The 23,303-nt window shown below is 57.4% G+C and carries 24 protein-coding genes; 11 read left to right on the forward strand and 13 right to left on the reverse strand.

The window, feature by feature from the left end; translation table 11 throughout:
- Window positions 1-31: 31 nt before the first annotated feature.
- Together ACJ8PL_RS13290 and ACJ8PL_RS13295 are read right to left on the reverse strand one after the other, a co-directional pair.
- Entirely contained in the window at window positions 32-592 is a 561-nt protein-coding gene (locus ACJ8PL_RS13290; protein WP_004932251.1) for a 3'-5' exonuclease, read from the reverse strand.
- Between the two features lie 305 nt (window positions 593-897).
- The gene (locus tag ACJ8PL_RS13295; RefSeq protein ID WP_016927467.1) at window positions 898-1,380 is read right to left on the reverse strand and encodes a hypothetical protein; all 483 of its coding nucleotides are present in this window, start codon (window positions 1,378-1,380) and stop codon (window positions 898-900) included.
- Window positions 1,381-1,605: 225 nt separating this feature from the next.
- On the opposite strand from ACJ8PL_RS13295, the gene ACJ8PL_RS13300 reads away from it, so the two are divergent.
- On the forward strand, window positions 1,606-1,902 hold the full coding sequence (locus ACJ8PL_RS13300; protein ID WP_079451966.1) for a hypothetical protein: 297 nt from the start codon (window positions 1,606-1,608) through the stop codon (window positions 1,900-1,902).
- A gap of 262 nt (window positions 1,903-2,164) precedes the next feature.
- On the opposite strand, the gene ACJ8PL_RS13305 is transcribed toward ACJ8PL_RS13300, so the two are convergent.
- Entirely contained in the window at window positions 2,165-2,341 is a 177-nt protein-coding gene (locus ACJ8PL_RS13305) for a GhoT/OrtT family toxin (RefSeq protein WP_015378105.1), read from the reverse strand.
- A gap of 828 nt (window positions 2,342-3,169) precedes the next feature.
- Between ACJ8PL_RS13305 and ACJ8PL_RS13310 the strand changes: the two genes are divergently transcribed.
- Window positions 3,170-3,859: an alpha/beta hydrolase gene (locus ACJ8PL_RS13310; protein WP_016927470.1), complete on the forward strand. Its 690-nt coding sequence runs from the start codon at window positions 3,170-3,172 to the stop codon at window positions 3,857-3,859.
- 196 nt (window positions 3,860-4,055) lie between these two features.
- On the opposite strand, the gene ACJ8PL_RS13315 is transcribed toward ACJ8PL_RS13310, so the two are convergent.
- The 3 genes from ACJ8PL_RS13315 to yeaG form a co-directional block, all read right to left on the reverse strand.
- The gene (locus tag ACJ8PL_RS13315) at window positions 4,056-4,286 is read right to left on the reverse strand and encodes a hypothetical protein (RefSeq protein WP_004932237.1); all 231 of its coding nucleotides are present in this window, start codon (window positions 4,284-4,286) and stop codon (window positions 4,056-4,058) included.
- 337 nt (window positions 4,287-4,623) lie between these two features.
- Window positions 4,624-5,892 (reverse strand): YeaH/YhbH family protein, encoded by a 1,269-nt coding sequence (locus ACJ8PL_RS13320; RefSeq protein ID WP_016927471.1) that lies wholly within the window; start codon window positions 5,890-5,892, stop codon window positions 4,624-4,626.
- A 132-nt stretch (window positions 5,893-6,024) separates the two neighbouring features.
- Window positions 6,025-7,959 carry a protein kinase YeaG gene (yeaG, locus tag ACJ8PL_RS13325; RefSeq protein WP_016927472.1) on the reverse strand — a complete coding sequence of 645 codons (1,935 nt, stop codon included), beginning with the start codon at window positions 7,957-7,959 and terminating at the stop codon, window positions 6,025-6,027.
- 42 nt (window positions 7,960-8,001) lie between these two features.
- Here yeaG and ACJ8PL_RS13330 point away from each other — a divergent pair, with 42 nt between their 5' ends.
- On the forward strand, window positions 8,002-8,277 hold the full coding sequence (locus ACJ8PL_RS13330) for a hypothetical protein (protein ID WP_153297016.1): 276 nt from the start codon (window positions 8,002-8,004) through the stop codon (window positions 8,275-8,277).
- 108 nt (window positions 8,278-8,385) lie between these two features.
- Complete coding sequence (locus ACJ8PL_RS13335) at window positions 8,386-9,150, forward strand: MipA/OmpV family protein (protein WP_015378103.1); 765 nt, start codon at window positions 8,386-8,388, stop codon at window positions 9,148-9,150.
- A 94-nt stretch (window positions 9,151-9,244) separates the two neighbouring features.
- Here ACJ8PL_RS13335 and ACJ8PL_RS13340 read toward each other — a convergent pair whose 3' ends face one another.
- Together ACJ8PL_RS13340 and gapA are read right to left on the reverse strand one after the other, a co-directional pair.
- Window positions 9,245-10,120, reverse strand: coding sequence for a D-hexose-6-phosphate mutarotase (locus tag ACJ8PL_RS13340; RefSeq protein WP_116403569.1), 876 nt, complete (start codon window positions 10,118-10,120; stop codon window positions 9,245-9,247).
- Window positions 10,121-10,326: 206 nt separating this feature from the next.
- On the reverse strand, window positions 10,327-11,322 hold the full coding sequence (gene gapA / locus ACJ8PL_RS13345) for a glyceraldehyde-3-phosphate dehydrogenase (protein ID WP_016927474.1): 996 nt from the start codon (window positions 11,320-11,322) through the stop codon (window positions 10,327-10,329).
- Window positions 11,323-11,670: 348 nt separating this feature from the next.
- Here gapA and msrB point away from each other — a divergent pair, with 348 nt between their 5' ends.
- Window positions 11,671-12,084: a peptide-methionine (R)-S-oxide reductase MsrB gene (gene msrB / locus ACJ8PL_RS13350; RefSeq protein ID WP_004932219.1), complete on the forward strand. Its 414-nt coding sequence runs from the start codon at window positions 11,671-11,673 to the stop codon at window positions 12,082-12,084.
- Between the two features lie 63 nt (window positions 12,085-12,147).
- The gene (locus tag ACJ8PL_RS13355) at window positions 12,148-12,420 is read left to right on the forward strand and encodes a YeaC family protein (protein ID WP_004932218.1); all 273 of its coding nucleotides are present in this window, start codon (window positions 12,148-12,150) and stop codon (window positions 12,418-12,420) included.
- 45 nt (window positions 12,421-12,465) lie between these two features.
- Here ACJ8PL_RS13355 and ACJ8PL_RS13360 read toward each other — a convergent pair whose 3' ends face one another.
- The 4 genes from ACJ8PL_RS13360 to sppA form a co-directional block, all read right to left on the reverse strand.
- Window positions 12,466-13,743, reverse strand: coding sequence for a glycoside hydrolase family 18 protein (locus ACJ8PL_RS13360; RefSeq protein WP_016927475.1), 1,278 nt, complete (start codon window positions 13,741-13,743; stop codon window positions 12,466-12,468).
- A 233-nt stretch (window positions 13,744-13,976) separates the two neighbouring features.
- Complete coding sequence (pncA, locus tag ACJ8PL_RS13365) at window positions 13,977-14,609, reverse strand: bifunctional nicotinamidase/pyrazinamidase (RefSeq protein ID WP_442531209.1); 633 nt, start codon at window positions 14,607-14,609, stop codon at window positions 13,977-13,979.
- A gap of 22 nt (window positions 14,610-14,631) precedes the next feature.
- Window positions 14,632-15,648, reverse strand: a complete 1,017-nt coding sequence (gene ansA, locus ACJ8PL_RS13370; RefSeq protein WP_016927477.1) for an asparaginase — start codon at window positions 15,646-15,648, stop codon at window positions 14,632-14,634.
- Between the two features lie 93 nt (window positions 15,649-15,741).
- Window positions 15,742-17,598 (reverse strand): signal peptide peptidase SppA, encoded by a 1,857-nt coding sequence (gene sppA, locus ACJ8PL_RS13375; protein WP_048794924.1) that lies wholly within the window; start codon window positions 17,596-17,598, stop codon window positions 15,742-15,744.
- A 160-nt stretch (window positions 17,599-17,758) separates the two neighbouring features.
- Between sppA and ACJ8PL_RS13380 the strand changes: the two genes are divergently transcribed.
- From ACJ8PL_RS13380 to ACJ8PL_RS13400, 5 genes are all read left to right on the forward strand, one after another.
- Window positions 17,759-18,310, forward strand: coding sequence for an NAD(P)H nitroreductase (locus ACJ8PL_RS13380; RefSeq protein ID WP_004932204.1), 552 nt, complete (start codon window positions 17,759-17,761; stop codon window positions 18,308-18,310).
- 157 nt (window positions 18,311-18,467) lie between these two features.
- A complete protein-coding gene (gene selD, locus ACJ8PL_RS13385; protein WP_442531210.1) occupies window positions 18,468-19,511 on the forward strand; it encodes a selenide, water dikinase SelD in 1,044 nt (347 codons plus the stop codon).
- Between the two features lie 8 nt (window positions 19,512-19,519).
- Window positions 19,520-20,629: a tRNA 2-selenouridine(34) synthase MnmH gene (mnmH, locus tag ACJ8PL_RS13390; protein WP_123867786.1), complete on the forward strand. Its 1,110-nt coding sequence runs from the start codon at window positions 19,520-19,522 to the stop codon at window positions 20,627-20,629.
- Window positions 20,629-22,554 (forward strand): DNA topoisomerase III, encoded by a 1,926-nt coding sequence (locus ACJ8PL_RS13395; protein ID WP_442531211.1) that lies wholly within the window; start codon window positions 20,629-20,631, stop codon window positions 22,552-22,554. Before mnmH ends, ACJ8PL_RS13395 begins: the two co-directional genes overlap by 1 nt.
- Complete coding sequence (locus ACJ8PL_RS13400; RefSeq protein WP_028127469.1) at window positions 22,551-22,847, forward strand: YnjH family protein; 297 nt, start codon at window positions 22,551-22,553, stop codon at window positions 22,845-22,847. Before ACJ8PL_RS13395 ends, ACJ8PL_RS13400 begins: the two co-directional genes overlap by 4 nt.
- 21 nt (window positions 22,848-22,868) lie before the next feature.
- Here the strand turns inward: ACJ8PL_RS13400 and ACJ8PL_RS13405 are convergent, their stop codons facing one another.
- Window positions 22,869-23,270 carry a pyrimidine (deoxy)nucleoside triphosphate diphosphatase gene (locus ACJ8PL_RS13405; protein WP_442531227.1) on the reverse strand — a complete coding sequence of 134 codons (402 nt, stop codon included), beginning with the start codon at window positions 23,268-23,270 and terminating at the stop codon, window positions 22,869-22,871.
- Window positions 23,271-23,303 lie beyond the last annotated feature (33 nt).

Below are 23,303 nucleotides of genomic sequence, written 5' to 3' on the forward strand. Positions count from 1 at the left end.
TCTGGCGGCAAATGAAAAGGGGCAAAGCGGGTCAGCGCTGCGCCCCCTGGCGGTAATAGAGCGCCGAGACGGTATCGGCCACATAACGGGCCTGGTGGCGAGCATCATCCAGCGCCCGATGCGGCATACCTTCGAACGGGCGGGCCTTTTTCGGGTTAAAGCCGTGCAGTTCCGCCAACGTGATCACCGTGCGCACGTCCTGGGTATCCCAGAATTTCCACGGGCAGGGCATTTCCAGCTGCTGGAAGGCGTGTTCGAGGATCGCGCAGTCGAACTCTTTGCCGTTGCCCCAGACTTTCACCGTGTCGGTGCTGTTCATATGGATGAAGCGGCTAAGGCTGCTCAGCACGCGCTTCAGGCTCTCGGTGCCGCCGAAGGCCTGCTTGCGCGCTTCATCGGACTGTTTCGCCCACCAGGCGACCGTGTCAAGGCTGATGGTTCGGCCCGGTTGGTCTTTCTGGCTGCTGACGGCGGCTTCGAATTCGGCGCCCAGTTCCCCGGTTCGGGGATCGAAAAACACCGCCGCAACCACCAGAATGACGGCGCTGGGTTTTATATCCAGGGTTTCAATGTCTAACATCAGATGGTGCATCGGCGTTTCCGGTGGTGGGCGTGGTGGCTTAATGTTACTACAGAACGTGTGCCGATGCGGCCGGTGCGCACATGAAATCCTTTTAAAGCGCCTCGTTCAGGTTATGATGCTCGTGATACTCTTGTCAGGTTGGTCGCTATCGGTGAGAACGCTTATCTTTATTCTGTGCATGGCCGGCTACTTGCTGTTGCTGGGCTACCTTAGCATGTTCGTCACGGACAAGATCTGTGAGAAGGCGGGTAACTACACCAAAATATGCCGTGTCGTAGACATTTCCGAACCTCATATTCCCAAATAGCCCCAGTTTATCCCAGATAGTCGGTGGTAATCAGCGGCGTCAGGATGGCCGCCAGCGCGGTGAGCGCCCCCCATTGCCGCCAGCCCAACCGCGCCAGCCAGTCATGCCGCTGCGGCGGCGTGGCCAGTTGCCCGACGGCCACGGCGCCGGTCAGCAGCAGCGTCAGAATCAGCAGCACCAGGCCACGGCTCACCAGCGTGAACTCAACATGCAGCACATTGGCGTAATACAGGCGCATCAGAATAAAATAGCTCAGCAAGATCCAGGCGAAAACGACGTTCTTCTTGAGCACCTGCTGCAGCATCAACGCGAGAAACAGGCTGTGAAACAGCGACAACAGCGGAGCCTCGATCGGGTGCCGAACGCAGACGTTGTAGACCGCCATATAAATATTGAAAACCAGCAGGATATAGACCACATAAATGTACCAGCCGTAGATGACCTTGAGCTTTTTCGGGTTCGGCGGCAGGGAGAGTGCGTCCGGTTTCATTAATGCCTCCTGATGATGCCATGCAAACGCTGTGGTTGAAGACGGCGCGGCGACATCGTAATTTAAAATCCACAGGGTATATATCACCCGAGCGCTAAATGACAATTAAACGCGGGATCGGCTTTATTTCCGCGTTGGCCTGGAACTCTTTAGCGCCCGCGGGGTCGATTGGCGTACGAATGCCTGGCGGTTTTTGCACTATGATGATAGATATAATTTATTGATATGAAAGATTATAAAAACACTTCGGGCACAAAAATCCTGCTGCTGTTCAGCCTGGCGTTTTATACGCTGTTGCCACCGTTGCTGACAGCGGCCGTGTTCAACCGTTTCAATCTTAATCCGTTCGCGATCGTCAAATTTTTTCACTTCAACCCGTTTTTGGCCGATCGGGGCATACCCGGTTATCAGACTTTCTTCTACTTGCTGATGCTGTGGTTGGGGTTGAATGCTTTGCTCTGGCTGCTGGTGTGGGGGGCGGGGCGATTGTATCAGCGCTGGCGATCGCCGCGCGGCGGATAGTTTCCCAAAGGGGAAAAGTTGCGTAGGGAAATGACTTTACATTCAATAATGAGACGTATTATCATTTGATTCGCCGGTGAGGGGAAAAGGGTTGTCTCCTTCTGTGCCCCCCGATCCGGCACGACATTGCTCACATTGCTTCCAATTTTCATGCCAGCCTTGCGCTGGCACTTTTTTATCCCACGCCAAAAACCATGACGCCGGTGGTCAGCCTCTTTTCATTAACATGACTGTTTAAAAGCCACCGCGCGACATTGGGGCGTTAGAACAGCGAAAACAGCAACACCACCGGCAGGCTCAACGGCCAGGTTAACCCGATGGTCAGTGCGCTGATGCAGCGAATTTTGACGGTGTCCCGGCTAACCAGGTAGGTGAAAACCATAGAAACTAACAGACCAATAAAATAACAGTATTGCGTTGCAACCCACAGCGGCGACATGAAACCCGATCCCAGTTGTATTTTTACGCGCGAATTCTAGGAGCTTGGCCGGGGATAATCAATGACCAAAGGCCCTTTATTCAAACCTTTATCCATAAGTATGCATAATTTATTTCTATAAAGAACGTAGGGTTATTAACGGCTTTGCGTTTATTGCCAAAAGAAATCAACAGCATAGTTACCGGTAACATTTTGCGTCAGGCAAGTCTTCCTTCTGGGGTGAACTCCGCTGAGCAGTAAAAGAGTCGGTGAAGGGGGGAAACGCGGTGGGGTTATGACTCATAAAAACTAATGATGTATTTGCGGACAGCAAGTCTAAGGTGAGGTGGCGTCGGGTTTTGACGGTACGTGAACCCTTCAGGTGCCGGTTTTAGCGCATCAGTCGCGATGCGCCGCTTGCCCGCCTGGGAGGGGGATGGTTGTCGTTACGGGGTTAATGAATGTTAAGACCGTAGACGAACAGCCACGAAAACAGCAGCGCCAGCAGACATGCCATAAAAACGATGGAGATCATTTCCTTCACAACTTCATTCCTTTTCCCGGTGGACCAAATTTACTTCTCTTTGTTTTTGCGCGAAATTTTAGATCGGTATGGGTAAAAATCCTAGTTTTAATCCTTTTTTTTCCCGGCCTTGCGGCGTAAGCCGCTTCGATAAGCCGTGGCGGCGGTGGAAAATCGGGGGCGTTAACTCGTCGTCGCTATTGCTGAACGCCATGAGTCTGACTATATAAAATAGGGACCGCGTGGCGTCGAAGGCAGCCAGACCCGCCCCTTAAGGGGCCGTTCATCTGCCTGCGGCGTTTTCCTATGAGATGAAGGAGTCGGCAATGAGCACAAAACCAACTATCGTGCTGGTACACGGATTCTGGGGCGGCGCCGCGCACTGGAGTAAGGTCATCATCGAGTTGTCGCGCAGGGGATATACGGCGATTCATGCGGTGGAAATGCCGTTGACGTCGCTGGCTGAGGATGCGGAACGTACGCGCAAGATGGTCGCGCAGCAAGCGGGGCCGGTATTGTTGGTCGGGCACTCTTACGGCGGTGCCGTGATCACGGAAATGGGCAACCAGCCTAACGTGGTTGGCCTGGTCTACATCGCCGCATTTGCGCCGGATGCCGGTGAAAGTGCCGGCGGTATTACGCAAGCGCATCCTCCTGCGGCAGTCGAGAATCTGGCCCCGGACAGCGACGGTTATCTGTGGATTAAAACCGACAAGTTTCACGAAAGCTTTTGCCAGGATCTGACCGGCGACGAGGCGTTGGTGATGGCGGTGGCGCAGAAGGCTCCGCTGGCTGATACCTTTGGCAACACCATCGGCGAACCCGCCTGGAAACATAAGCCGTCATGGTATCAACTTTCCAGCGACGATCGCATGATAGCGCCGGAGAATCAGCGGCGCATGGCGCAGCGGCTGCAGGCTAAGAAAGTGATGGTGCTGAATGCCAGCCATGCCTCGCTGGTTTCCCATGCCGATGAGGTGGCGAGTTTGATTGACGAAGCGGCCGGTTTGAAATAAAGCAGGGGCAGGAAGGTTCTCCGGACTAAAAGGTGACATCCTGCGGCAGATTATCCCTTCGCTGCCTATTACGCCGGACGAAAGCGCCGGCGTAATAGGCGCTAATTAGGGATAGGCGCTGATGTCGCTATAACAGCATCATCAACACGACGGCGGCGGCAATAATGGCGTAGAGGTCTGCCTTACGCATATCGCCTTAGCGCCCGTTAACGCCGATCATTTCTATCGCCGCGCGATGCAGCCGCTGAAAATAATCATCGGGCTGCTTTTCTATCTCCTGGATAAGGCTGGCGAGCAGGTTCTGTTTGGTTATCGGCTTGTTGGCGGTCAACACCAGCAGCACGTTTTTGCCGAGCAGGCAACATATTTGCTTATGGTATTCATCAACATCGTGCTTGTTGAGGCCATAGAGGGTGTAGTCGATCATGATGTCTAACCTGCTGACAGGTAAATGCCCGCCGCAGCGGGCTGAGAAGCCATAGAAAAATAAAATGAGGCAAATTTCGCTTAGGAAGAGACTTAAGCGATGGGGTAACGATAACTGAATGGGAATATTCCTATCAAGCCGTGCGGGGGCAGAGGCGGATGTTTAGGAATAACCTCAGAAGAACAAATAATAGAGAGGACCGTTCTGGGGAATCTGACTTATTATTGTTGTTGTCATTGTTTAAAAAATAAACATGGGTTTTGCAAATATATAATGCGAAAAAGAAACAGCCGGAAAACGGCGCTTTCCGGCTGTGGTGACATTCACGCGGCGTTATTCACACGGTCTGCTTACGGAACAGTTCGCGGAATACCGGATAGATATCGTCCGGTTCGCGGATATGCTGCATGGCGAAGTTGTCGAATTTCGCCTGCAGATCCTCGTATTCGCGCCACAGCGTTTGGTGAGCGCGGCGAGTGATTTCTATGTAGCTGTAATAACGCACCATCGGCAGGATCTTTTTCGCCAACAGCTCATGACACAGCGGTGAATCGTCGGCCCAGTTGTCGCCGTCCGACGCTTGCGCGGCATAGATATTCCATTGCGCCGGGTCATAACGCTCTTCGACTACGTCATTCATTAACTTCAGCGCGCTGGAAACGATGGTGCCACCGGTTTCCTGCGAATAGAAGAACTCCTGTTCGTCCACCTCTTTCGCCTGGGTGTGATGGCGAATGTAGACCACCTCGACGTTTTTGTAGGTTCGGCTCAGGAACAAATAGAGCAGAATGTAAAAACGCTTGGCCATGTCTTTGGTCGCCTGGTCCATCGAGCCGGACACGTCCATCAGGCAGAACATCACCGCCTGGCTGGAGGGCTCCGGCCGGCGCTCATAGTTTTTGTAGCGCAGGTCGAAGGTATCGATAAACGGCACGCTTTCGATTTTCTTGCGCAGTTCGGCAATTTCCTTGCGCAGCCGCTCCTCTTCCAGCAATTGCACCGGCTCGGTATTTTCCAACTGGTTCAGCGCATCTTCCAGCTCGTGCAACGCGCGTCTTTTACCGGCGGTCATGGCGGTACGTCGCGCCAGCGAGTTCTGCAGCGAACGCACGACGCTGATGTTGGCCGGCACGCCATTGGCGGTATAGCCAGCACGATGGGTTTTGAACTCGGTCAACTGCTTGTACTGATTCTTTTTCAGATTGGGCAGGGCGAGATCCTCGAACAAAAGATCGAGGTACTCGTCTTTGGAGATTTGGAAGACGAATTCATCCTGGCCTTCACCATCCTGGCTGGCGTTGCCCTGGCCGCCACCACCGCCTGCGCCGCCCTGAGGCCGCTCAACGCGATCGTTCTGCACGAAGTGGTCATTGCCAGGGTGAACGCGATGGCGTGTGCCGCCGCGCCCCTGATGAAACATCGGTTCGTTGATATCGTCAGTGGGGATGGAAACCGACTCCCCGCTGTCTACGTCGGTGACCGAACGCTTGTTGATGGCTTCGGCAATCGACTGTTTGATTTGCGACTTGTAACGGCGCAAGAAGCGCTGGCGGTTCACCATGCTCTTGTTTTTGCCGTTCAGCCGCCGGTCAATGAAATAGGCCATACTTCCCCCAAACGACGTTGCCAACTCTTCATGTCCCGGTCGCGACAGCGCAATGTGTTAGCCCCTCCTTGGGCTGCGCTGCAACGTCCATGACTGTGGACATGGCCCTGATAATGCCGCTTACCTGAGGCGTTATGAGGATTTTCTGACCCGCAGATACCATTCACACAACAGGCGCACCTGCTTGCGGGTATAGCCTTTCTCCATCATGCGGTCGACGAAGTCGTCGTGTTTTTTCTGCTCGTCCGTCGACGTTTTGGCGTTAAACGAAATCACCGGCAACAGCTCTTCGGTATTGGAGAACATTTTCTTCTCGATCACGGTGCGCAGCTTCTCGTAGCTGGTCCAGTTCGGATTGCGGCCGTTGTTGTTGGCGCGGGCGCGCAGCACGAAGTTCACGATTTCGTTACGGAAATCTTTCGGGTTGCTGATACCGGCCGGTTTTTCAATTTTCTCCAGTTCGGCGTTCAAAGACTCGCGGTCGAACAGCTGACCGGTGTCGGGGTCTCGATACTCCTGATCCTGGATCCAGAAGTCCGCGTAGGTCACGTAACGGTCAAAAATGTTCTGTCCGTATTCCGAGTAGGATTCCAGATAGGCGGTCTGGATCTCTTTGCCGATAAACTCGGCGTATTTCGGAATCAGATAGCCTTTCAGATGTTCGAGGTATTTCTCGGCCAAATCCTGCGGGAACTGTTCGCGCTCGATCTGTTGCTCCAGCACATAGAACAGGTGTACCGGGTTGGCCGCCACCTCGGCGTGATCGAAGTTGAATACCCGCGAGAGGATTTTAAAGGCGAAACGGGTGGAGAGGCCGTTCATGCCTTCGTCAACCCCGGCGTAGTCGCGGTACTCTTGATAGGACTTGGCTTTCGGATCGGTATCCTTGAGGCTTTCGCCGTCATACACGCGCATTTTCGAGTAAATGCTCGAGTTTTCCGGCTCTTTCAGCCGCGACAGCACGCTAAAGCGCGCCAGCGTTTCGAGGGTGCCCGGCGCGCAGGGCGCGTGAGTCAGCTCGCTGTGGTCCAGCAGCTTGTCGTAAATCTTGATCTCTTCCGACACGCGCAGGCAGTAAGGCACCTTGACGATGTACACGCGGTCGAGGAATGCTTCGTTGTTCTTGTTGTTGCGGAAGGTCACCCACTCGGATTCGTTGGAGTGCGCCAGAATAATGCCGCTGAACGGCAGGGCGGAGATGCCTTCGGTGCCGTTGTAGTTGCCTTCCTGGGTTGCGGTCAGCAGCGGATGCAGCACCTTGATCGGCGCTTTGAACATCTCGACGAATTCCATAATCCCCTGGTTGGCGCGGCACAGGGCGCCGGAATAGCCGTAGGCGTCCGGGTCGTTCTGCGCGTGGTTCTCCAATTTACGGATGTCCACTTTACCGACCAGCGCGGAGATGTCCTGGTTGTTCTCATCGCCCGGCTCGGTTTTGGCGATGGCGATCTGTTCCAGAATGGAAGGGCGCACTTTCACGACTTTAAACTTGGTGATGTCGCCGCCGAACTCATGCAGGCGCTTCGCCGCCCACGGCGACATGATGGTGCCGAGATAGCGACTTGGGATGTTGAACTCTTTTTCCAGGATCGTGGCATCTTCCTGCGGATTAAACAGGCACAGCGGATGGTCGTTGACCGGGCTGCGTTCGCCGTTGGCGCTGAGGGTGTAGATGGGCACGCGCTGCATCAACGCTTTAAGACGTTCTGCCAGCGAGGACTTGCCGCCGCCCACCGGGCCCAGCAGGTAAAGGATCTGTTTCTTCTCTTCCAGGCCCTGCGCGGCGTGTTTCAGGTAAGAGACGATCTGTTCGATGGCCTCTTCCATGCCGTAGAATTCTTCGAAGGCCGGATAGCGTGCGATCACGCGGTTGGAGAACAGGCGCGACAGGCGTGATTCTAGCGCAGTGTCGACCATCACAGGTTCACCGATAGCCATCAGCAGACGTTCGGCCGCGTTGGCATAGGCACTGCGATCTTGCCGGCAAATGGTAAGAAATTCCTGCAGTGTGAACTCTTCGTCCTTGGCAGCTTCGTAGCGCTGGCGATAGTGGTCAAATATGTTCATGATGCCCGTCCTTTCGTTATTAGCACAGGTTAAAGAGAGCGTGTGATAGTGTTCTGGCTCCCGAAAGATGAGAATACGCCTGAGTACAGCAACCCGTATGCCAACTTGGTGCGCTTATTATCGCGAGTTGCGCTGTATGCCACTGGGCCCAGGATAAATTCACCTTCTGATTTAAGCTTAGTTTGCTTGCCGGAAAATTTCCTGCCGCAGAAAAAGCTTTTTTTAAGTCATATCAATGACTCAGTTATTACCGTGGAAGCCAAATGCCTTGTCTGGCGCGGCCTGCGGGATAAAACGTCATCGTTCCGCCATGATTAATTCATAATTCCGCTATAAGTTATTCGATCTTGGTCGTTTTCCTTTGTAAAGATTAGGCACGCAACTAAATTTTCACATAAACTATCGCGGCTATTAACCCTGTAATTTATGGAAAAAGAACCAGTGAAGATTTCAAAACTCAAAACGCTAGCAATTATCGCTTCCGCAATGGTTTGTGCGCAAAGTGCTCAGGCGGGGACCTGGTCACTCGGTGCTGCCGCGCTGGTTAGTCCGGACGCGTATCGCGGTTATCAGGACCGCGTTTATCCGGTGCCCGTCATCGACTATGAAGGTGACGACTTCTACTTCCGTACTCTGACCGCCGGTTACTACCTGTGGAAAGATCAAGAAAACCAGCTGAGCATCATGGGTTACTACACGCCATGGGGCTACCGTCCGGGCGACAGCGACGACGATCGCATGAAGCGCCTCGACAAGCGTCGCGGCACGCTGATGGCCGGCCTGGCCTATTCGCACAACGCGGAATGGGGCACCCTTCGTACCACTTTCACCGGCGACACGCTGAACAACAGCAACGGGCTGGTGGGCGATGTCGCTTATCTGTACAAGTTTGATCTGGACGCGCTGACGCTGGTCCCGGGCGTGGGCGTGATGTGGAACAGCAAGAACCAGAACAAATATTACTACGGCGTCAGCGCCAATGAATCACGCCGCAGCGGCCTGGACAGCTACACTCCTGGCGATAGCTGGGCCCCGTATCTCGAATTGAGCGCCAATTATCAGATCAACAAAAGCTGGAACGCCTTCTTCGTCGGCCGCTATGTGAAGTTGTCGGATGAAGTAAAAGACAGCCCGATGGTGGATAAATCTTACACCGGTTTGTTGATGACGGGTGTGAGCTACACCTTCTAATCACGCATTGCACGGTTATCGTGCATGGCGTGCATCAAAAAGGGGCGATGGCGCCCCTTTTGCACATCAGTGGTGCGCTTCCGCGCACGGTTCCTCAGGCCTTCTTACGGCTGCGGAAGGTGACTCCCAAACGGGCGGGTTGCTCACCGGCAGCGACCAGCGGTTTGCTGACGCGCCCTGTCTCGATGCAGACCATGGTCTTGTAACCGTCGTTCGGCATATCCCCCATGCTGCAGGAGAGTTCCACGCCGGGGTTCCAGGCGATGACGTCGCTCATATGATGGTGGTGAACCTCGATGGTGCGAGCGAGCGCCGGATCGCGGATCTGGCTGAAAGCTTCCGGGCGGGTATAGACGCGGTCGGTTTGGCCGACGAAGGTCACTTCGCCCGTCTGGTGCGCCTCTGCGCCGCCTGCCACCTTGTCGATATAAGGCTCGCCCAGACCCGCCACGCTGATCCGATCGATGTCGCCGACCTGGAAGTAACTGTGCAGCGCCGCCGTGGCTTGATAATCGCCGTGCGATTCCAGCTCGATTTCGCACTCTTCACCCAGCTTGAAGCGAGCAATCAGCGTGAAGGCGTGCGGCCACAGTTTGCGGGTCTGCTCATTGTCTTTCAGCGTGAAGGTCAGGATGACGCCGTTGTCATCTTCATCGTGCGCCGTCAGACTCCAGGGCTGGTTGCGGGCAAAGCCGTGGGAGGGTTGCGCCACCGGGCCGAACCACGGCCAGCAGATCGGCACGCCGCCGCGGATGGCCTTGCCTTTGGCGAAAGGCGTATTGTTGCTGAGCCAAATCACCGGCTGCTCCCCGCTAGGTTGCCAGGCCAGCAAATGCGCGCCTTGCAGCGCGACCGCCGCGCGCACTTTCGGGTGCGACACCACAACCACGCCCAACTCATCGAGTTGCCGCTGGCTGATATAAGGAGAAATCTGTTCGGAAACGGGCAGGGTGAAAATTTTCTCGTTCATTTCATGACCTATTGTTTGCCGGAGATACAAAGAAACCTATAGCTTTCGGGTCACGGCCAGGCGGCAAGCACAGGAACCCTCAAGAGCTTACCGAAGTAAGTGGCTGGGGTGAGCGTGTGCAGCCAACAACGCGGTGACTCGAAAGATGACGGGTAAAAAAAGGGCGACAAAAATGTCGCCCTCATTATCAGCTTAACATCATGCCATTACTTGGAGATGTGAGCGATCAGATCCAGAACCTTGTTGGAATAGCCGGTTTCGTTGTCGTACCAGGAAACCAGTTTCACGAAGTTGTCGTTCAGTGCGATACCGGCTTTGGCATCGAACACGGAAGTCAGCACTTCGCCGTTGAAATCGGTGGAAACCACGTCGTCTTCAACATAGCCCAGAACGCCTTTCATAGAGCCTTCAGCGGCGTCTTTGATGGCTTTCTTGATTTCTTCGTAGGTAGCCGGTTTTTCCAGACGCACGGTCAGGTCAACAACGGACACGTTAGGCGTCGGTACGCGGAACGCCATGCCGGTCAGTTTGCCTTTCAGCTCTGGCAGAACCACGCCAACCGCTTTCGCTGCGCCGGTAGAAGAAGGGATGATGTTCTGGGATGCGCCGCGGCCGCCGCGCCAGTCTTTGTGAGACGGGCCATCAACGGTTTTCTGAGTCGCGGTGGTGGCGTGAACGGTGGTCATCAGGCCTTCAACGATACCGAAGTTGTCGTTGATGACTTTAGCCAGTGGCGCCAGGCAGTTGGTGGTGCAAGAGGCGTTGGACACGATGTCCTGGCCGGCATATTTGTCAAAGTTGGCGCCGCGAACGAACATTGGGGTCGCATCTTTGGATGGGCCAGTCAGAACCACTTTTTTAGCGCCGGCGGTGATGTGTTTACGTGCGGTTTCGTCGGTCAGGAAGATACCGGTCGCTTCAGCAACCACATCAACGCCCACTTCGTTCCACTTCAGGTTAGCCGGGTCTTTCTCTGCGGTAACACGGATGGTTTTGCCGTTAACAACCAGGTGGCCGTCTTTAACTTCTACCGTACCGTTGAAACGGCCGTGAGTAGAGTCATACTTCAGCATGTAAGCCATGTACTCTGCGTCCAACAGGTCGTTGATTGCAACGATCTCGATGTCAGAACGCTCTTGAGCAGCACGGAAAACAATGCGACCGATACGGCCAAAACCGTTGATACCTACTTTGATAGTCATATATTCCACCAGCTATTTGTTAGTGAATAAAAGGTTGGTTGTAAAATTACAAAAACCTTACCCAGCGTCAAGCGGAATCGTGTCAATACTTGCGGCAAGTCAAACCGGAGGGGTGGTTTTGCACGCTTATTGCACAGTCCATTTGCGCTCGGCCTCATCCGTTATATGGGGACAAGCCGCCAAGTATAAAGTCAGCATACGCAAGATGTGTGATCGTTATCACATATCATCGTGACGTGGCCTTTATGGGCTACAGTTTAGGCCAAAAATCCCTGCAGCGGTGTTAATTTTTTGTTATTATTAATCATTGTTTTCGTTGACATTATCCACATTCAGAGATAAGCACAAATGGCTAAAGAGACAACCCCCGGTCATCCGGTCACGGAACTGAATGAAATCCAACGTTATGTGACGCAACAGCGTGGCACCGAAGCGCCGTTCAGCGGCAAATTGCTGCACAACAAGCGCGAGGGCGTGTATCATTGCCTGTGCTGTAACCAGCCGCTGTTCTATTCCGAAACCAAATACGATTCAGGCTGCGGCTGGCCGAGCTTTTATGAGCCGGTTTCCGCCGATGCAATCCGTTATCTTGATGATAATTCACATAATATGCATCGTGTTGAAATCCGCTGCGGCCACTGCGACGCGCACCTGGGGCACGTTTTCCCCGATGGCCCGCAGCCGACTGGCGACCGCTACTGCGTCAACTCCGCCTCGCTGAGTTTCACCGATGGCGAAAATGGCGACCAAACGGCCGGTTAAGTGGTAATTCAACCAACAAAATCGATTCAGCTAATTATTCATCCGTAAGCGAGAAAGGCTCTGATGGACGTGAAAGATCTGATTGCGGCGATGACGCCCGAGATATACCAACGCCTGGTACAGGCGGTTGAGCTGGGCAAATGGCCGGACGGTGTGGCGCTGACGCCGGAGCAGAAAGAAAACAGCCTGCAGGCGGTGATGCTGTGGCAGTCGATGAACAACGTCGATCCGCAGCACATGAGCATTGGCACCGACGGGCAGATCGTGATGAAGAGCAAGCAAGAGCTGAAACAGCAGTTCGTTGCCGAGCCGCTGGTCAAACTCAAACCGCAGTAAAGCTCCTCCCCTAAAGCGGGGCGATGTCGCCATCGCCCCGTCGATTTACCGTTTCTCGCCCTTTATGTTCAGCGATTCCGCCAACTGCTGCGCCAGCCGGTTGTTATCGTCCGCGCCGTATTCCCAGAACATCGCACCGCCCAATCCCTGGCTTTTGATGTACTCGGCCTTGATGGCCACCGAACGCGGGTTCTCGTAGGAGATAGCGAACAGCGGTTTGCCTTCGGCGGATTGCAGCGTCAGGTATGGCACTTTGGCATCGTCATCCCAGTGCTCGCGGAAACGCCGCTGCGGATCGTTGAGCAATTTGTTGACGATATCGTGGTATTTAAAATAAGTGTCTTTGCTGAGATCCAGCCCCAGTGCGTTGAACAGAGCGGTTTCTCGCGCACTGAAATAAGGCTGCGTCACCGGATGTTTGGCGGCGTCCGGCTTGTCCCAGTCGATGCCCGGCTCGGTCGCTCGTTTCGGCACCCGGCCGTAGAAACCGATACCCAGGTTCATCTGCGCCGGTTTTAATCCGGCGGCAAGATAATGTTTTACCACGGAATCGGCGCTGTAGCGGTCGGCGGCCGCCACGGTTGGCCAACGCGTTGAATCGTACAGGTTGGCATTGAAGTACTGAGTGCCGTAAGCCATATCGTAGGTCATCAGATTGATGTAGTTGAGGTAAGGGGCAATACTTTTCACATCGACCCATTCCTGCGGGCTTTTGACGTTGGCCCCGACGGCGATGGTTAATAGCTTGCCTTTACCCAGCGCCTGATGAAGCTCTCTCAGCAGCAGGGTGAAGTTGTCGCGGTCTGCCGGTTGGCTTTCCACCAAACCCCAGGCGCCGTTTACCGGGTATTCCCAGTCCAGATCGATCCCATCCAGCCGGTACTGTGCGATCGCCTGCAGCGCGGAGCGAATGAATATCGCGCGGTTTTCCGCGGTGGCGGCGGCGCCGGAGAAACCGCGTGCACCCCAGCCGCCGACCGACAACAGCACTTTCAGCTCGGGGTTCTGTTTGCGCAGCACCGGCAGCCGTTGCAAATCGGCCGTGACTTTCGGCGACAGGTAGATCTGGTGGCGGCGAGCGGGGTCTTTCAGCGCCGCATTGGTTTCGTCTTTCTCGTCGTTGTAAATCAGGCCGAACGAATAGTTGAGGTGGGTGATTTGCGTCACGTCCAGCTTGTCGATGTCGCCACCGGGGCCGGCGGTGATGTCGCCGCCGCCGTTGAAGTAGCCGACGGAGAGATAGGCCGCCTGGGCCGTGCTTGCGCCGGCCATAGCCAATTGCACCGCCGCCAGCAAAGGCAGCAGTTTTCGGGTTATTTTCATGTCAGTCTCCTTGTGGTCGGCAAGGCCGACCGTACCGCCAGGGGCGGGCACAATAAAGCCGGGCTCAGCGGGCCCCGGATGCGTATAACCGATTGACGCCAAAAGCGTCGCAGTCATAACAGCAAAAGCGCCTGCCGGTCACAAGCCGTTGGGGAAGAAGAAAGGCGGTATTGTGAGCAGCGTCGATAATTTCGCCGCCGCGCAGAGAGGGCGCCGGTGGCGCCCGAGCGGATTTAGTTGGCGAGAAACTGTGACAGGGTAACTAGCTGCGCGCCGGCGCGCGCCATGTCCTGCAGCGCTCGCTCACTGTCGTCCGGTTGCAGATTCACGCCGCGGCAGCCGTCGACGATCACCTGCGTCGGGTAGCCGGCAGCCAGTGCATCCAGCACGCTGAACTTCACGCAGTAGTCGGTCGCCAGGCCCATGATCGCCAGCCGCTGGACGCCCTGCGATTGCAGCCAGCCGTGGAGTTCGGTTTGCGCACGGTGGCCGTTATCGAAGAACGCGCTGTAGCTGTCGATGTTCGTATCTTGCCCTTTGCGAAAGACGGCATTGATGTGTTGCCGCTGTAACTGGGGATGAAAATCGGCGCCGTGGCTCCCTTGCACGCAGTGCACCGGCCACCACACCTGCGGCAGGCCTTCCAGCTCACCGAGGGGGCCGACCTGCGCATCGGAGTTCACCGCAAAGCTGCGGTGATTGGCGGGATGCCAGTCCTGGCTGGCCACCACCGGCTCGCCCCGCGCCAGGCAGGCGGCGATCGCCTGATTGGCGACCGGGATGACGGCGTCACCCTCCGTGACCGCCAGCGCGCCGCCGAGGCAGAAGTCGTTCTGCAGATCGATCAACAACAGGGCCGTTTTCATCGCCGCTCCAGCGTTCAGTAGGTTAACCGTTGATGCTCAGCTCGCCGCGCAGATCTTGCTGCATCAGGGCGCGGATTTGTTCCGGCGTCAGCGGCTGGCTCAACAGATAGTGCAGCTTGGTCAGGGCGGCTTCCACCGTCATGTCGAAACCGCTGATCACCCCGGCGTGCGCCAGCGCGTTGCCGGTGGCGTAGCCTTCCATATTGACGCGCCCGGAGATGCACTGCGTCAGGTTGACCACCACGATGCCGCGTTCAGAGGCCGCACGCAACTCGTCGATCAGTTCGGCCTTTTGCGGCGCGTTGCCGACGCCGTAGGAGCGCAGGATCAGCGCCTTGACCGGCTGCAGCAGGAAATTGCGCACCACCGCGCCGGAAATGCCCGGATAGATGGTGACCACGCCGATCGGCTGCGGCGTGATGTCATGCACCTGCAACGCGCCATTGCAGGCCGGGCTGTCGATGCCTTGCTGGCGGCGAATGTGGATGCCGGCTTCCAGCAGCGGCGGCAAATTCGGGGAGGCGAAGGCGTCGAAGCCGTCGGCGTGCGCTTTGGTGGTGCGGTTGCCGCGGAACAGCTTGTTGTTGAAGAACAGGCTGACTTCGTTCACCGGATGGTTGGCCGCCAGATACAGCGCGTTGAGCAGGTTGGTTTGGCCATCGGAGCGCAGCTCCGCCAGCGGAATCTGCGAGCCGGTAACGATCACCGGTTTGGCCAGGTTTTCCAGCATGAAGGAAAGCGCAGAGGCGGTGAACGCCATGGTGTCGGTGCCATGCAGGATCACGAAGCCGTCGTAGCGATCGTAGTTCTGCTTGATGTCGTCGGCAATGTGCTGCCAGTCTTCCGGCGTCATGTCTGAAGAGTCAATCAATGGCGCGTATTCATGAATGGTGAAATCCGGCATCTCCGGCCGATGGAATTCGGGCATCAGCGCCAGCTGGCGCTGCAGGTGGCCGGAAACCGGGATGTAGCCATGATCTGAGCGCTGCATGCCGATGGTGCCGCCGGTGTAGGCGACGTAAATGGATTTCTTTTGCATGGTTATGATTTTAACAAAGATAAGATGGGCTGAATTATAGGGACATGGCGGCAGAAAAAAAGCCCGGCGGTGGCCGGGCTGCAGAATTATTTGTTAGCGGACATCTCCGCAGGTGAGACAGATCGCATAACGGTTTTGCGGATCGTTGAGGTTATTGAACAAGCCCGGTTGTTCTTTCACCGCGTTGGCGACCGAGGCCAGCGGGGCGGGCAGCATGGCCTGAATCGCGGCCGGCAGCATGGCGTGAATGGAAACGCCGAACTGGCTGAGCACCATATCGCTCAGGCTTGGGGTATCGACGAACCAGTCGAGCTGCCACTGCTGCAGCTTTGCCAGCTCGGCGGCTTTCTTCACCGCGTCGTCGAAATCGCCCAGTTGATCGACCAGGCCGTTGGCCTTGGCGTCGCTGCCGAGCCAGACGTGGCCTTGGGCGATTTGATCAACCTGCTGCGGGGTCATCTTGCGTGATTTGGCGACCAGATCGAGGAAGTTCTTATACCCGTTTTCGATGTTCAGCTGCATCATCTGCGAGAACTCCTGCGGCAGCGCCTTGGTGACCGCGATATCGGCCAGCGGCGAGGTCGCCACGCCGTCGGTGTGCACACCCAGCGTATCCAGGGTTTTCTCGTAGGTATTGATGATGCCGAAAATGCCGATCGAACCGGTCAGGGTGCTCGGGCTGGCGATGATATAGTCGGCCGGCGTCGAGACCCAGTAGCCGCCCGACGCGGCCATGCCGCCCATCGACACCACCACCGGTTTGCCGGCGGCGCGCACGGCGGCCAGCTCGGAGCGGATCACTTCGGACGCGCTGACGCTGCCGCCTGGGCTGTTGACGCGGAACACCACGGCCTTGACGGCCGGATCCAGACGCGCCTGGCGCAGCTCGGCGGCGGTGGTGTCACCCCCGACGTTGCCCGGCGTCTGCGGGCCGTCCATGATGGCGCCGTTGGCGAACACCACGGCGATCTTGCCGCCCTGGTTGGCGTCCGGCTTCGGCTGATAGTCATAGATGCTGATGGCGTTGAAATCGTTCACCTGTTTGTCCCAGCCGAAGGTCTTGACCAGCTGATTTTCGATCGCGGTGCGCGACGCCAGTTCATCCACCAGCTTATTGTCCAGCGCATAGCGGGCGGTGTCGCCACCGGCCGCCTGCAGGCCGCTCAGCACGCCGGCGGCGCCCGGGAACAGCTGCTGCGGCGTCAGTTGGCGGTTGGCGGCCACGGTCTCCAGGTAGTTCTGCCACAGGCCGCCGATCCAACGGCTGTCCGCTTCGCGCGCCGCCGGGGACATATCGTCGCGGATCAGCGGTTCGACCGCCGATTTATAGGTGCCGACGCGGAAGATATTGGTGGTGACCTTGAGCATGTCCAGCAACGACTTGTAGTACAGGTTGTTGGTGGCGAAACCGTGCAGATCGACCGCGCCCTGCGGTGACAGGAAGACTTTGTTGGCGTAGCTGGCCAGGTAGTATTGCGTTTGGTTGTAGCTGTCACCGATGGCGAAGATCGGTTTGCCGCTGTCGCGGAACTCGCGCAGCGCTTTGCCGATATAGCGCAGCGACGGCTGATCGGCGCCGACGAAATCATTCAGCTGCAACACCATGCCGGTAATGTTTTTGTCGTCTTTGGCCTTGCGGATGCTGTCGACTACGTCGAACAGCGAGTTCTCCTGCAGGCGGCTGCTGGAGGCGCCCAACAGTTCACGGCCCCATTGCCGCACCCGGTTGTTTACCGAAGGCTGATCGACCACCACGCCGCTTAAATCGACCAGCAGCGCGCCGCGCGCCGGGGCCGTCGAGGTGGAGGAACTTTGGAAGGACAGATAGATGCCAACCCCAACCAGGATCAGCAGGACCAGGAACAGGTTAAGGATCAGTTCCCTGATAAAATTCAGCAGACGCCATGTCCACCGGAAAATGCCGGCAATAATTTGCCACAATGTGCGCATGTGCTCTCCAACAAGAGTCGAGAATGTTCCGCTATCCTAATGAGCGGCCGGGTAAATGTCAGCTTTAAATCGTGGCACACAGACGCTATCGCCAAGGCTGTAACTCGTCGTTTAGCTATGTTAACGTGGCCGGAATGAAAATTGTTATCAGGAGTTTACGATGGATGCTCTGGATCTTTTATTGAATCGCCGCTCGGCTTCGCGCCTGGCGGAACCGGCGCCGGCGGGGGAAGTGCGCCAAAATATCATCAACGCGGGACTGCGTGCACCCGATCACGGCGCGCTGCAGCCATGGCGTTTCGTGATGATCGAAAATCAGGGCCTGGAGCGTTTCAGCCAGCTGCTGCAGGCGGCGGCGAAGCAGGATCAACTGGACGAAGCGGCGATTGAAAAAGCCACCAAGGCGCCGTTCCGCGCGCCGCTGATCATCACCGTCATCGCGCATTGCACTGAAGAAACCAAGGTGCCGCGCTGGGAGCAGGTGGTTTCCGCCGGTTGCGCCGTGCAGGCGATGCAGATGGCGGCGTTGGCGCAGGGTTTTAACGGCATCTGGCGCACCGGCGCCTGGACCGAGCATGCGCTGGTGCGCGAAGCCTTCGGCTGCCGCGAGCAGGATGAGATCGTCGGTTTCCTCTACCTGGGCACGCCGCAGTTGAAGGCCGCCACCAAAGTGACGCCGCCAGACAGCACGCCTTTCGTCAGCTATTTCTAAGTTTTTTCCAACGGGGCGCGGCGAAAATGCGCCAAACCCCGCAAAATTGCATGGTTTCTGAGCAGGCCGCTCGCTTATCCGCGGCGCGCTCTTATCAATCCCCTCGGCAAGCGCTACCCTATGTTATCTTGAGTGCCGTTACCGAAGGGAGTGGACTATGACATCGCCAGCGATCCGTTTAACCCAGTACAGCCATGGCGCTGGCTGCGGCTGCAAAATCTCACCGAAAGTTCTCGAAACCATCTTGCACAGCGAGCGGGAAAAATTTGTCGACCCGCGTCTGTTGGTCGGCAATGAAACCCGCGACGACGCGGCGGTGTATGACATCGGCAACGGCGTCGGCATCATCAGCACTACCGACTTCTTCATGCCGATCGTCGACGATCCGTTCGATTTCGGCCGCATCGCTGCCGCTAACGCCATCAGCGACGTCTACGCCATGGGCGGCAAACCGATCATGGCGATCGCCATTCTCGGCTGGCCAATCGCCAAACTGCCGCCTGAGGTGGCGCAGCAGGTGATCGACGGCGGGCGTTTCGCCTGCCAACAGGCAGGGATCGCGCTGGCCGGCGGCCATTCCATCGACGCGCCGGAACCTATCTTCGGCCTGGCGGTCACCGGCGTGGTCAATACCGAGCGAGTGAAAAAAAACAGCGCCGCACAGGCCGGCGCGCAACTCTATCTGACCAAGCCGCTGGGTATTGGCGTGCTGACGACAGCCGAGAAGCAAAGCAAGCTGCTCCCTGAGCATCAAGGGCTGGCAACGGACGTGATGTGCCGCCTTAACAAGCCGGGCGCCGACTTTGCCGAGGTGGCGGGCGTCACGGCGATGACCGATATCACCGGCTTTGGCTTGCTGGGTCACTTGAGCGAGGTATGCCAGGGTTCCGGTCTGCAGGCGACGGTCTGGTTCGATCGGGTGCCGAAGCTGCCGCACGTCGAGGCGTATATCGCGGAGGGCTGCGTGCCGGGCGGCACCGGGCGTAACTTCGACAGCTATGGCCATCTGGTGGGCGAGATGAGCGATTTGCAGCGCCAACTGCTGTGCGATCCGCAAACCTCCGGCGGTTTGCTGTTGGCGGTATTGCCGGAGGCGCAGGCGCAGGTGCTGGCGATTGCCGAGCAGCACGGCATCACGCTCAATCCTATCGGTGAGCTGCATGCCACACAGGCAGGTAAACCGCTGATCGAGGTTGTGTAGTGTCCAAGATGCAAGGCAGGCCGGACAGCGCCGATTATCAACGCATTTTTCTGCAGGACGTGCCGCTGATTGACGTGCGCGCGCCGGTCGAGTTTCAGCAAGGCGCCTTCGCTCAGGCGGTGAACCTGCCACTGATGGTCGACAGCGAGCGGCAGGCGGTGGGCACCTGCTATAAGCAGCATGGTCAGCAAGCGGCGATCGCGCTCGGCCACAGCCTGGTGAACGGCAAACTGCGCGAACAGCGCACCGCCGCCTGGCTAGCGGCCTGTGCGCAGCGACCCGAAGGCTATATTTACTGCTTCCGCGGCGGGTTGCGCTCGCAGCTGGTGCAGCAATGGCTGCATGAGGCCGGCGTCGAGTACCCGCGTATCACTGGCGGTTATAAGGCGCTGCGCAATTATCTGCTCGGCGTGTTGGCGCAAAGCGCGGCATTGCCGATGGCCCTGGTGGGCGGCAATACCGGCAGCGGCAAGACGTTGCTGGTCAACGAACTGGCCGACGGCGTCGATCTGGAAGGCGCGGCGCGCCATCGCGGTTCATCTTTTGGCCGAACGCTGGCGGGGCAAAGCTCACAGATCGATTTTGAGAATCGTCTGGCTGTGTTATTGCTGAAAAAACAGCATGGTGGCAGCCGCCGTTGGGTGCTGGAAGACGAAGGGCGGATCATCGGCAGCAACAATCTGCCGTTGCCGTTGTTCAACGGCATGCAGCAGGCGCCGGTGGCGGTGATCGACGATCCGTTCGATATTCGTCTGGCGCGCCTGCAGGCCGAATATATCGACGGGATGCGCGAACAGTTCGAACAGGCCTATGGCATGGAAGAGGGCTGGCGACAGTACGACGACTATCTGCACCACGGCCTGTTCGCCATACGCCGCCGCCTGGGGCTGGAACGCTTCCAGCAACTGACGCAGCGGCTGGAAGCGGCGCTGCGGGCTCAGCGGCTCAGCGGCCAGGGCGAGGCGCACCGTGAGTGGTTGGCGCCCCTGTTGCAGCAGTACTACGATCCGATGTATTGCTATCAGTTGGAAAAGAAAGCCCAGCGGATTGTCTTCCGCGGGAACTATGCAGAAGTAAGAGAATTCTTGATGACGTTCAGCCAGAAAAACGGTGATTAATGCGACTGTTCATAGCCGAGAAACCGAGTTTGGCGCGCGCCATTGCCGACGTCTTGCCCAAGCCGCATCGCCGCGGCGACGGGTATATCGCCTGCGGCAACAACGACGTGGTGACCTGGTGCGTCGGCCACCTGTTGGAACAGGCTCAGCCTGACGCTTATGACAGCCGCTATGCGCGCTGGTCGTTGGCGGATCTGCCGATCATCCCCGAAAAATGGCGGTTGCAGCCGCGGCCGTCGGTCAGCAAACAGCTCAACGCCATCAAAAAGTTGCTGCTTGAAGCCGATGAAGTGGTTCACGCCGGCGACCCGGATCGCGAAGGGCAACTGCTGGTGGATGAGGTGCTGGACTACCTGGATTTGACGGCGGAAAAGCGCCAGAAGGTACGCCGCTGTCTGATCAACGATCTCAACCCGCAGGCGGTGGAGCGCGCGGTTGAACGCCTGCGCGACAACCGTGATTTCATTCCGTTGTGCGTGTCTGCGCTGGCGCGTTCGCGCGCCGACTGGCTGTACGGCATCAATATGACCCGTGCCTACACGCTGCTGGGCCGCAACGCCGGTTACGACGGCGTGCTGTCGGTAGGCAGGGTGCAGACGCCGGTGCTCGGATTGGTGGTACGGCGTGATGAAGAGATCGAAAACTTTGTGCCAAAAGACTTCTTTGAGGTCAAGGCGCACATCGTCACGCCGAAAGAAGAACGCTTCGTGGCGCTGTGGCAGCCCAGTGAGTCCTGTGAGCCTTATCAGGACGAAGAGGGGCGTTTGCTGCACCGGCCGTTGGCGGAGCATGTGGTCAAGCGCATCGAAGGCCAGCCGGCGCTGGTCACGTCTTATAACGATAAACGGGAATCCGATACTGCGCCGCTGCCGTTTTCGCTCTCCACGCTGCAAATCGAAGCGGCCCGGCGTTATAACCTCAGCGCGCAACAGGTGCTGGACGTTTGCCAGCGGCTGTACGAAACCCATAAATTGATCACCTATCCGCGTTCCGACTGTCGCTACCTGCCGGAAGAGCATTTCGCCGGCCGCCACGCGGTGCTGAACGCCATCAGCGTGCACCAGCCTGAGCTGTATCCGCAGCCGGTGATCGACAGCGATCGCCGCAACCGTTGCTGGGACGATAAAAAGGTCGATGCGCACCACGCCATCATTCCAACCGCCCGCGCCGGCAAGATTAATCTGACGCAGGATGAACGGAACGTGTATGGGCTGGTGGCGCGCCAGTATCTGATGCAGTTCTGTCCGGATGCGGTATTCCGCAAATGCGTGATCGAGCTGGATATCGCCGGCGGCAAATTTATCGCCAAGGCGCGATTCCTGGCGGAAGCCGGCTGGCGTACGCTGCTGGGCAGTAAGGAGCGCGACGAGGAAAACGAAGGTGCCCCGCTGCCGGTGGTGGCTAAAGATGATGAGTTGTTGTGCGAGCGCGGTGAAGTGGTGGAGCGCCAGACGCAGCCGCCGCGGCCGTTTACTGACGCCAGCCTGTTGTCGGCCATGACCGGCATCGCGCGGTTCGTACAAGATAAAGCGCTAAAGAAAATCCTGCGGGCGACCGATGGTTTAGGAACGGAAGCGACGCGAGCGGGGATCATCGAATTGCTGTTCAAGCGGGCGTTTCTGTACAAGAAGGGACGCTATATTCACTCCAGCGAAATCGGGCGCGCGCTGATTCACTCGCTGCCGGATCTTGCTGCGCGTCCTGATATGACGGCCAACTGGGAAGCTACGCTGACGCAAATCAGCGAGAAATCCTGCCGCTATCAGGACTTTATGCAGCCGTTGGTCGGCACGCTGCAAGAGCTGATTTATCAGGCCAAGCAGAGCCGGGCGAGCATGGCGTTTCGTGGATTGCCGCCGCCGCCCTCCAGCGGGGGCAAAAAACGCAGGAAAAGCGCCGGCAAGGCGCAGGAGAAGAGTGAATGAAGCGTGGACTCACTGGGGTATTGGCTGCCGCTGCCCTGATGTTTTCCGGCCTGGCCGCCGCCAATCGCGGCGATGTGGACGTGGTGTTGCCGGTTTCGCCGGAGATTTGGGGCACGGCAAAAAGCGGCGTCAACCCGCCGCCGGCGCAGCCCTGCAACCGCTGTTGCGTCTACCAGAATCAGAACTATTCCGAAGGTGCGGTGCTTAAAGTGGAAGGGGAAGTGCTACAGTGCGTGCGTGAGCCTAACACCATCGGCACCAACCCCTTGATTTGGGTGCGATTGAAGAAGTGACGATGTAACCTATCGCCGCGTTCAGCGTGAATCGTCTTGCGCGGCGATATACTCCGCCAGCAGTGGAACGTCAGCGGGTGCCAGAGCGTATTCCTGCGCCTGTTGCGGCGTGACCCAGACCAGCGCCGAGTGGCAGCGCTGTTGCAGTTCACCGGAGAACTCCGCGACTTGCCAGGCGTGCAGCCGGATGAGGCGTTCGCCTTGCTGCCACTGATTGCTGCCCACATAGTTGCCGATACGGGCGCAAATCCCCAATTCTTCATCCAGCTCGCGCGCCAGCGCCTCTGGCTGGCTTTCGCCGGCTTCAACCTTGCCGCCGGGAAACTCCCACAGACCGGCCTGATCGCTGCCTGCGCCGCGCTGGGCCAGCAAAATGCGGCCATTTTGTTCCAGAATGGCGGCTACCACGTCGATAATTTTCATTGGCTTCACAGAGTAAAACCCCGGCGAGCGCCG

Source organism: Serratia sp. CY83965, assembly GCF_052166375.1.
Classification (GTDB): domain Bacteria; phylum Pseudomonadota; class Gammaproteobacteria; order Enterobacterales; family Enterobacteriaceae; genus Serratia; species Serratia marcescens.

Coding starts and splice junctions, on each gene's coding strand:
- ACJ8PL_RS13290 (WP_004932251.1), bottom strand. CDS start 592: ATGCACCATCTGATGTTAGACATTGAAACCCTGGATATAAAACCCAGC.
- ACJ8PL_RS13295 (WP_016927467.1), bottom strand. CDS start 1,380: ATGAAACCGGACGCACTCTCCCTGCCGCCGAACCCGAAAAAGCTCAAG.
- ACJ8PL_RS13300 (WP_079451966.1), top strand. CDS start 1,606: ATGAAAGATTATAAAAACACTTCGGGCACAAAAATCCTGCTGCTGTTC.
- ACJ8PL_RS13305 (WP_015378105.1), bottom strand. CDS start 2,341: ATGTCGCCGCTGTGGGTTGCAACGCAATACTGTTATTTTATTGGTCTG.
- ACJ8PL_RS13310 (WP_016927470.1), top strand. CDS start 3,170: ATGAGCACAAAACCAACTATCGTGCTGGTACACGGATTCTGGGGCGGC.
- ACJ8PL_RS13315 (WP_004932237.1), bottom strand. CDS start 4,286: ATGATCGACTACACCCTCTATGGCCTCAACAAGCACGATGTTGATGAA.
- ACJ8PL_RS13320 (WP_016927471.1), bottom strand. CDS start 5,892: ATGGCCTATTTCATTGACCGGCGGCTGAACGGCAAAAACAAGAGCATG.
- yeaG (WP_016927472.1), bottom strand. CDS start 7,959: ATGAACATATTTGACCACTATCGCCAGCGCTACGAAGCTGCCAAGGAC.
- ACJ8PL_RS13335 (WP_015378103.1), top strand. CDS start 8,386: ATGGAAAAAGAACCAGTGAAGATTTCAAAACTCAAAACGCTAGCAATT.
- ACJ8PL_RS13340 (WP_116403569.1), bottom strand. CDS start 10,120: ATGAACGAGAAAATTTTCACCCTGCCCGTTTCCGAACAGATTTCTCCT.
- gapA (WP_016927474.1), bottom strand. CDS start 11,322: ATGACTATCAAAGTAGGTATCAACGGTTTTGGCCGTATCGGTCGCATT.
- msrB (WP_004932219.1), top strand. CDS start 11,671: ATGGCTAAAGAGACAACCCCCGGTCATCCGGTCACGGAACTGAATGAA.
- ACJ8PL_RS13355 (WP_004932218.1), top strand. CDS start 12,148: ATGGACGTGAAAGATCTGATTGCGGCGATGACGCCCGAGATATACCAA.
- ACJ8PL_RS13360 (WP_016927475.1), bottom strand. CDS start 13,743: ATGAAAATAACCCGAAAACTGCTGCCTTTGCTGGCGGCGGTGCAATTG.
- pncA (WP_442531209.1), bottom strand. CDS start 14,609: ATGAAAACGGCCCTGTTGTTGATCGATCTGCAGAACGACTTCTGCCTC.
- ansA (WP_016927477.1), bottom strand. CDS start 15,648: ATGCAAAAGAAATCCATTTACGTCGCCTACACCGGCGGCACCATCGGC.
- sppA (WP_048794924.1), bottom strand. CDS start 17,598: ATGCGCACATTGTGGCAAATTATTGCCGGCATTTTCCGGTGGACATGG.
- ACJ8PL_RS13380 (WP_004932204.1), top strand. CDS start 17,759: ATGGATGCTCTGGATCTTTTATTGAATCGCCGCTCGGCTTCGCGCCTG.
- selD (WP_442531210.1), top strand. CDS start 18,468: ATGACATCGCCAGCGATCCGTTTAACCCAGTACAGCCATGGCGCTGGC.
- mnmH (WP_123867786.1), top strand. CDS start 19,520: ATGCAAGGCAGGCCGGACAGCGCCGATTATCAACGCATTTTTCTGCAG.
- ACJ8PL_RS13395 (WP_442531211.1), top strand. CDS start 20,629: ATGCGACTGTTCATAGCCGAGAAACCGAGTTTGGCGCGCGCCATTGCC.
- ACJ8PL_RS13400 (WP_028127469.1), top strand. CDS start 22,551: ATGAAGCGTGGACTCACTGGGGTATTGGCTGCCGCTGCCCTGATGTTT.
- ACJ8PL_RS13405 (WP_442531227.1), bottom strand. CDS start 23,270: ATGAAAATTATCGACGTGGTAGCCGCCATTCTGGAACAAAATGGCCGC.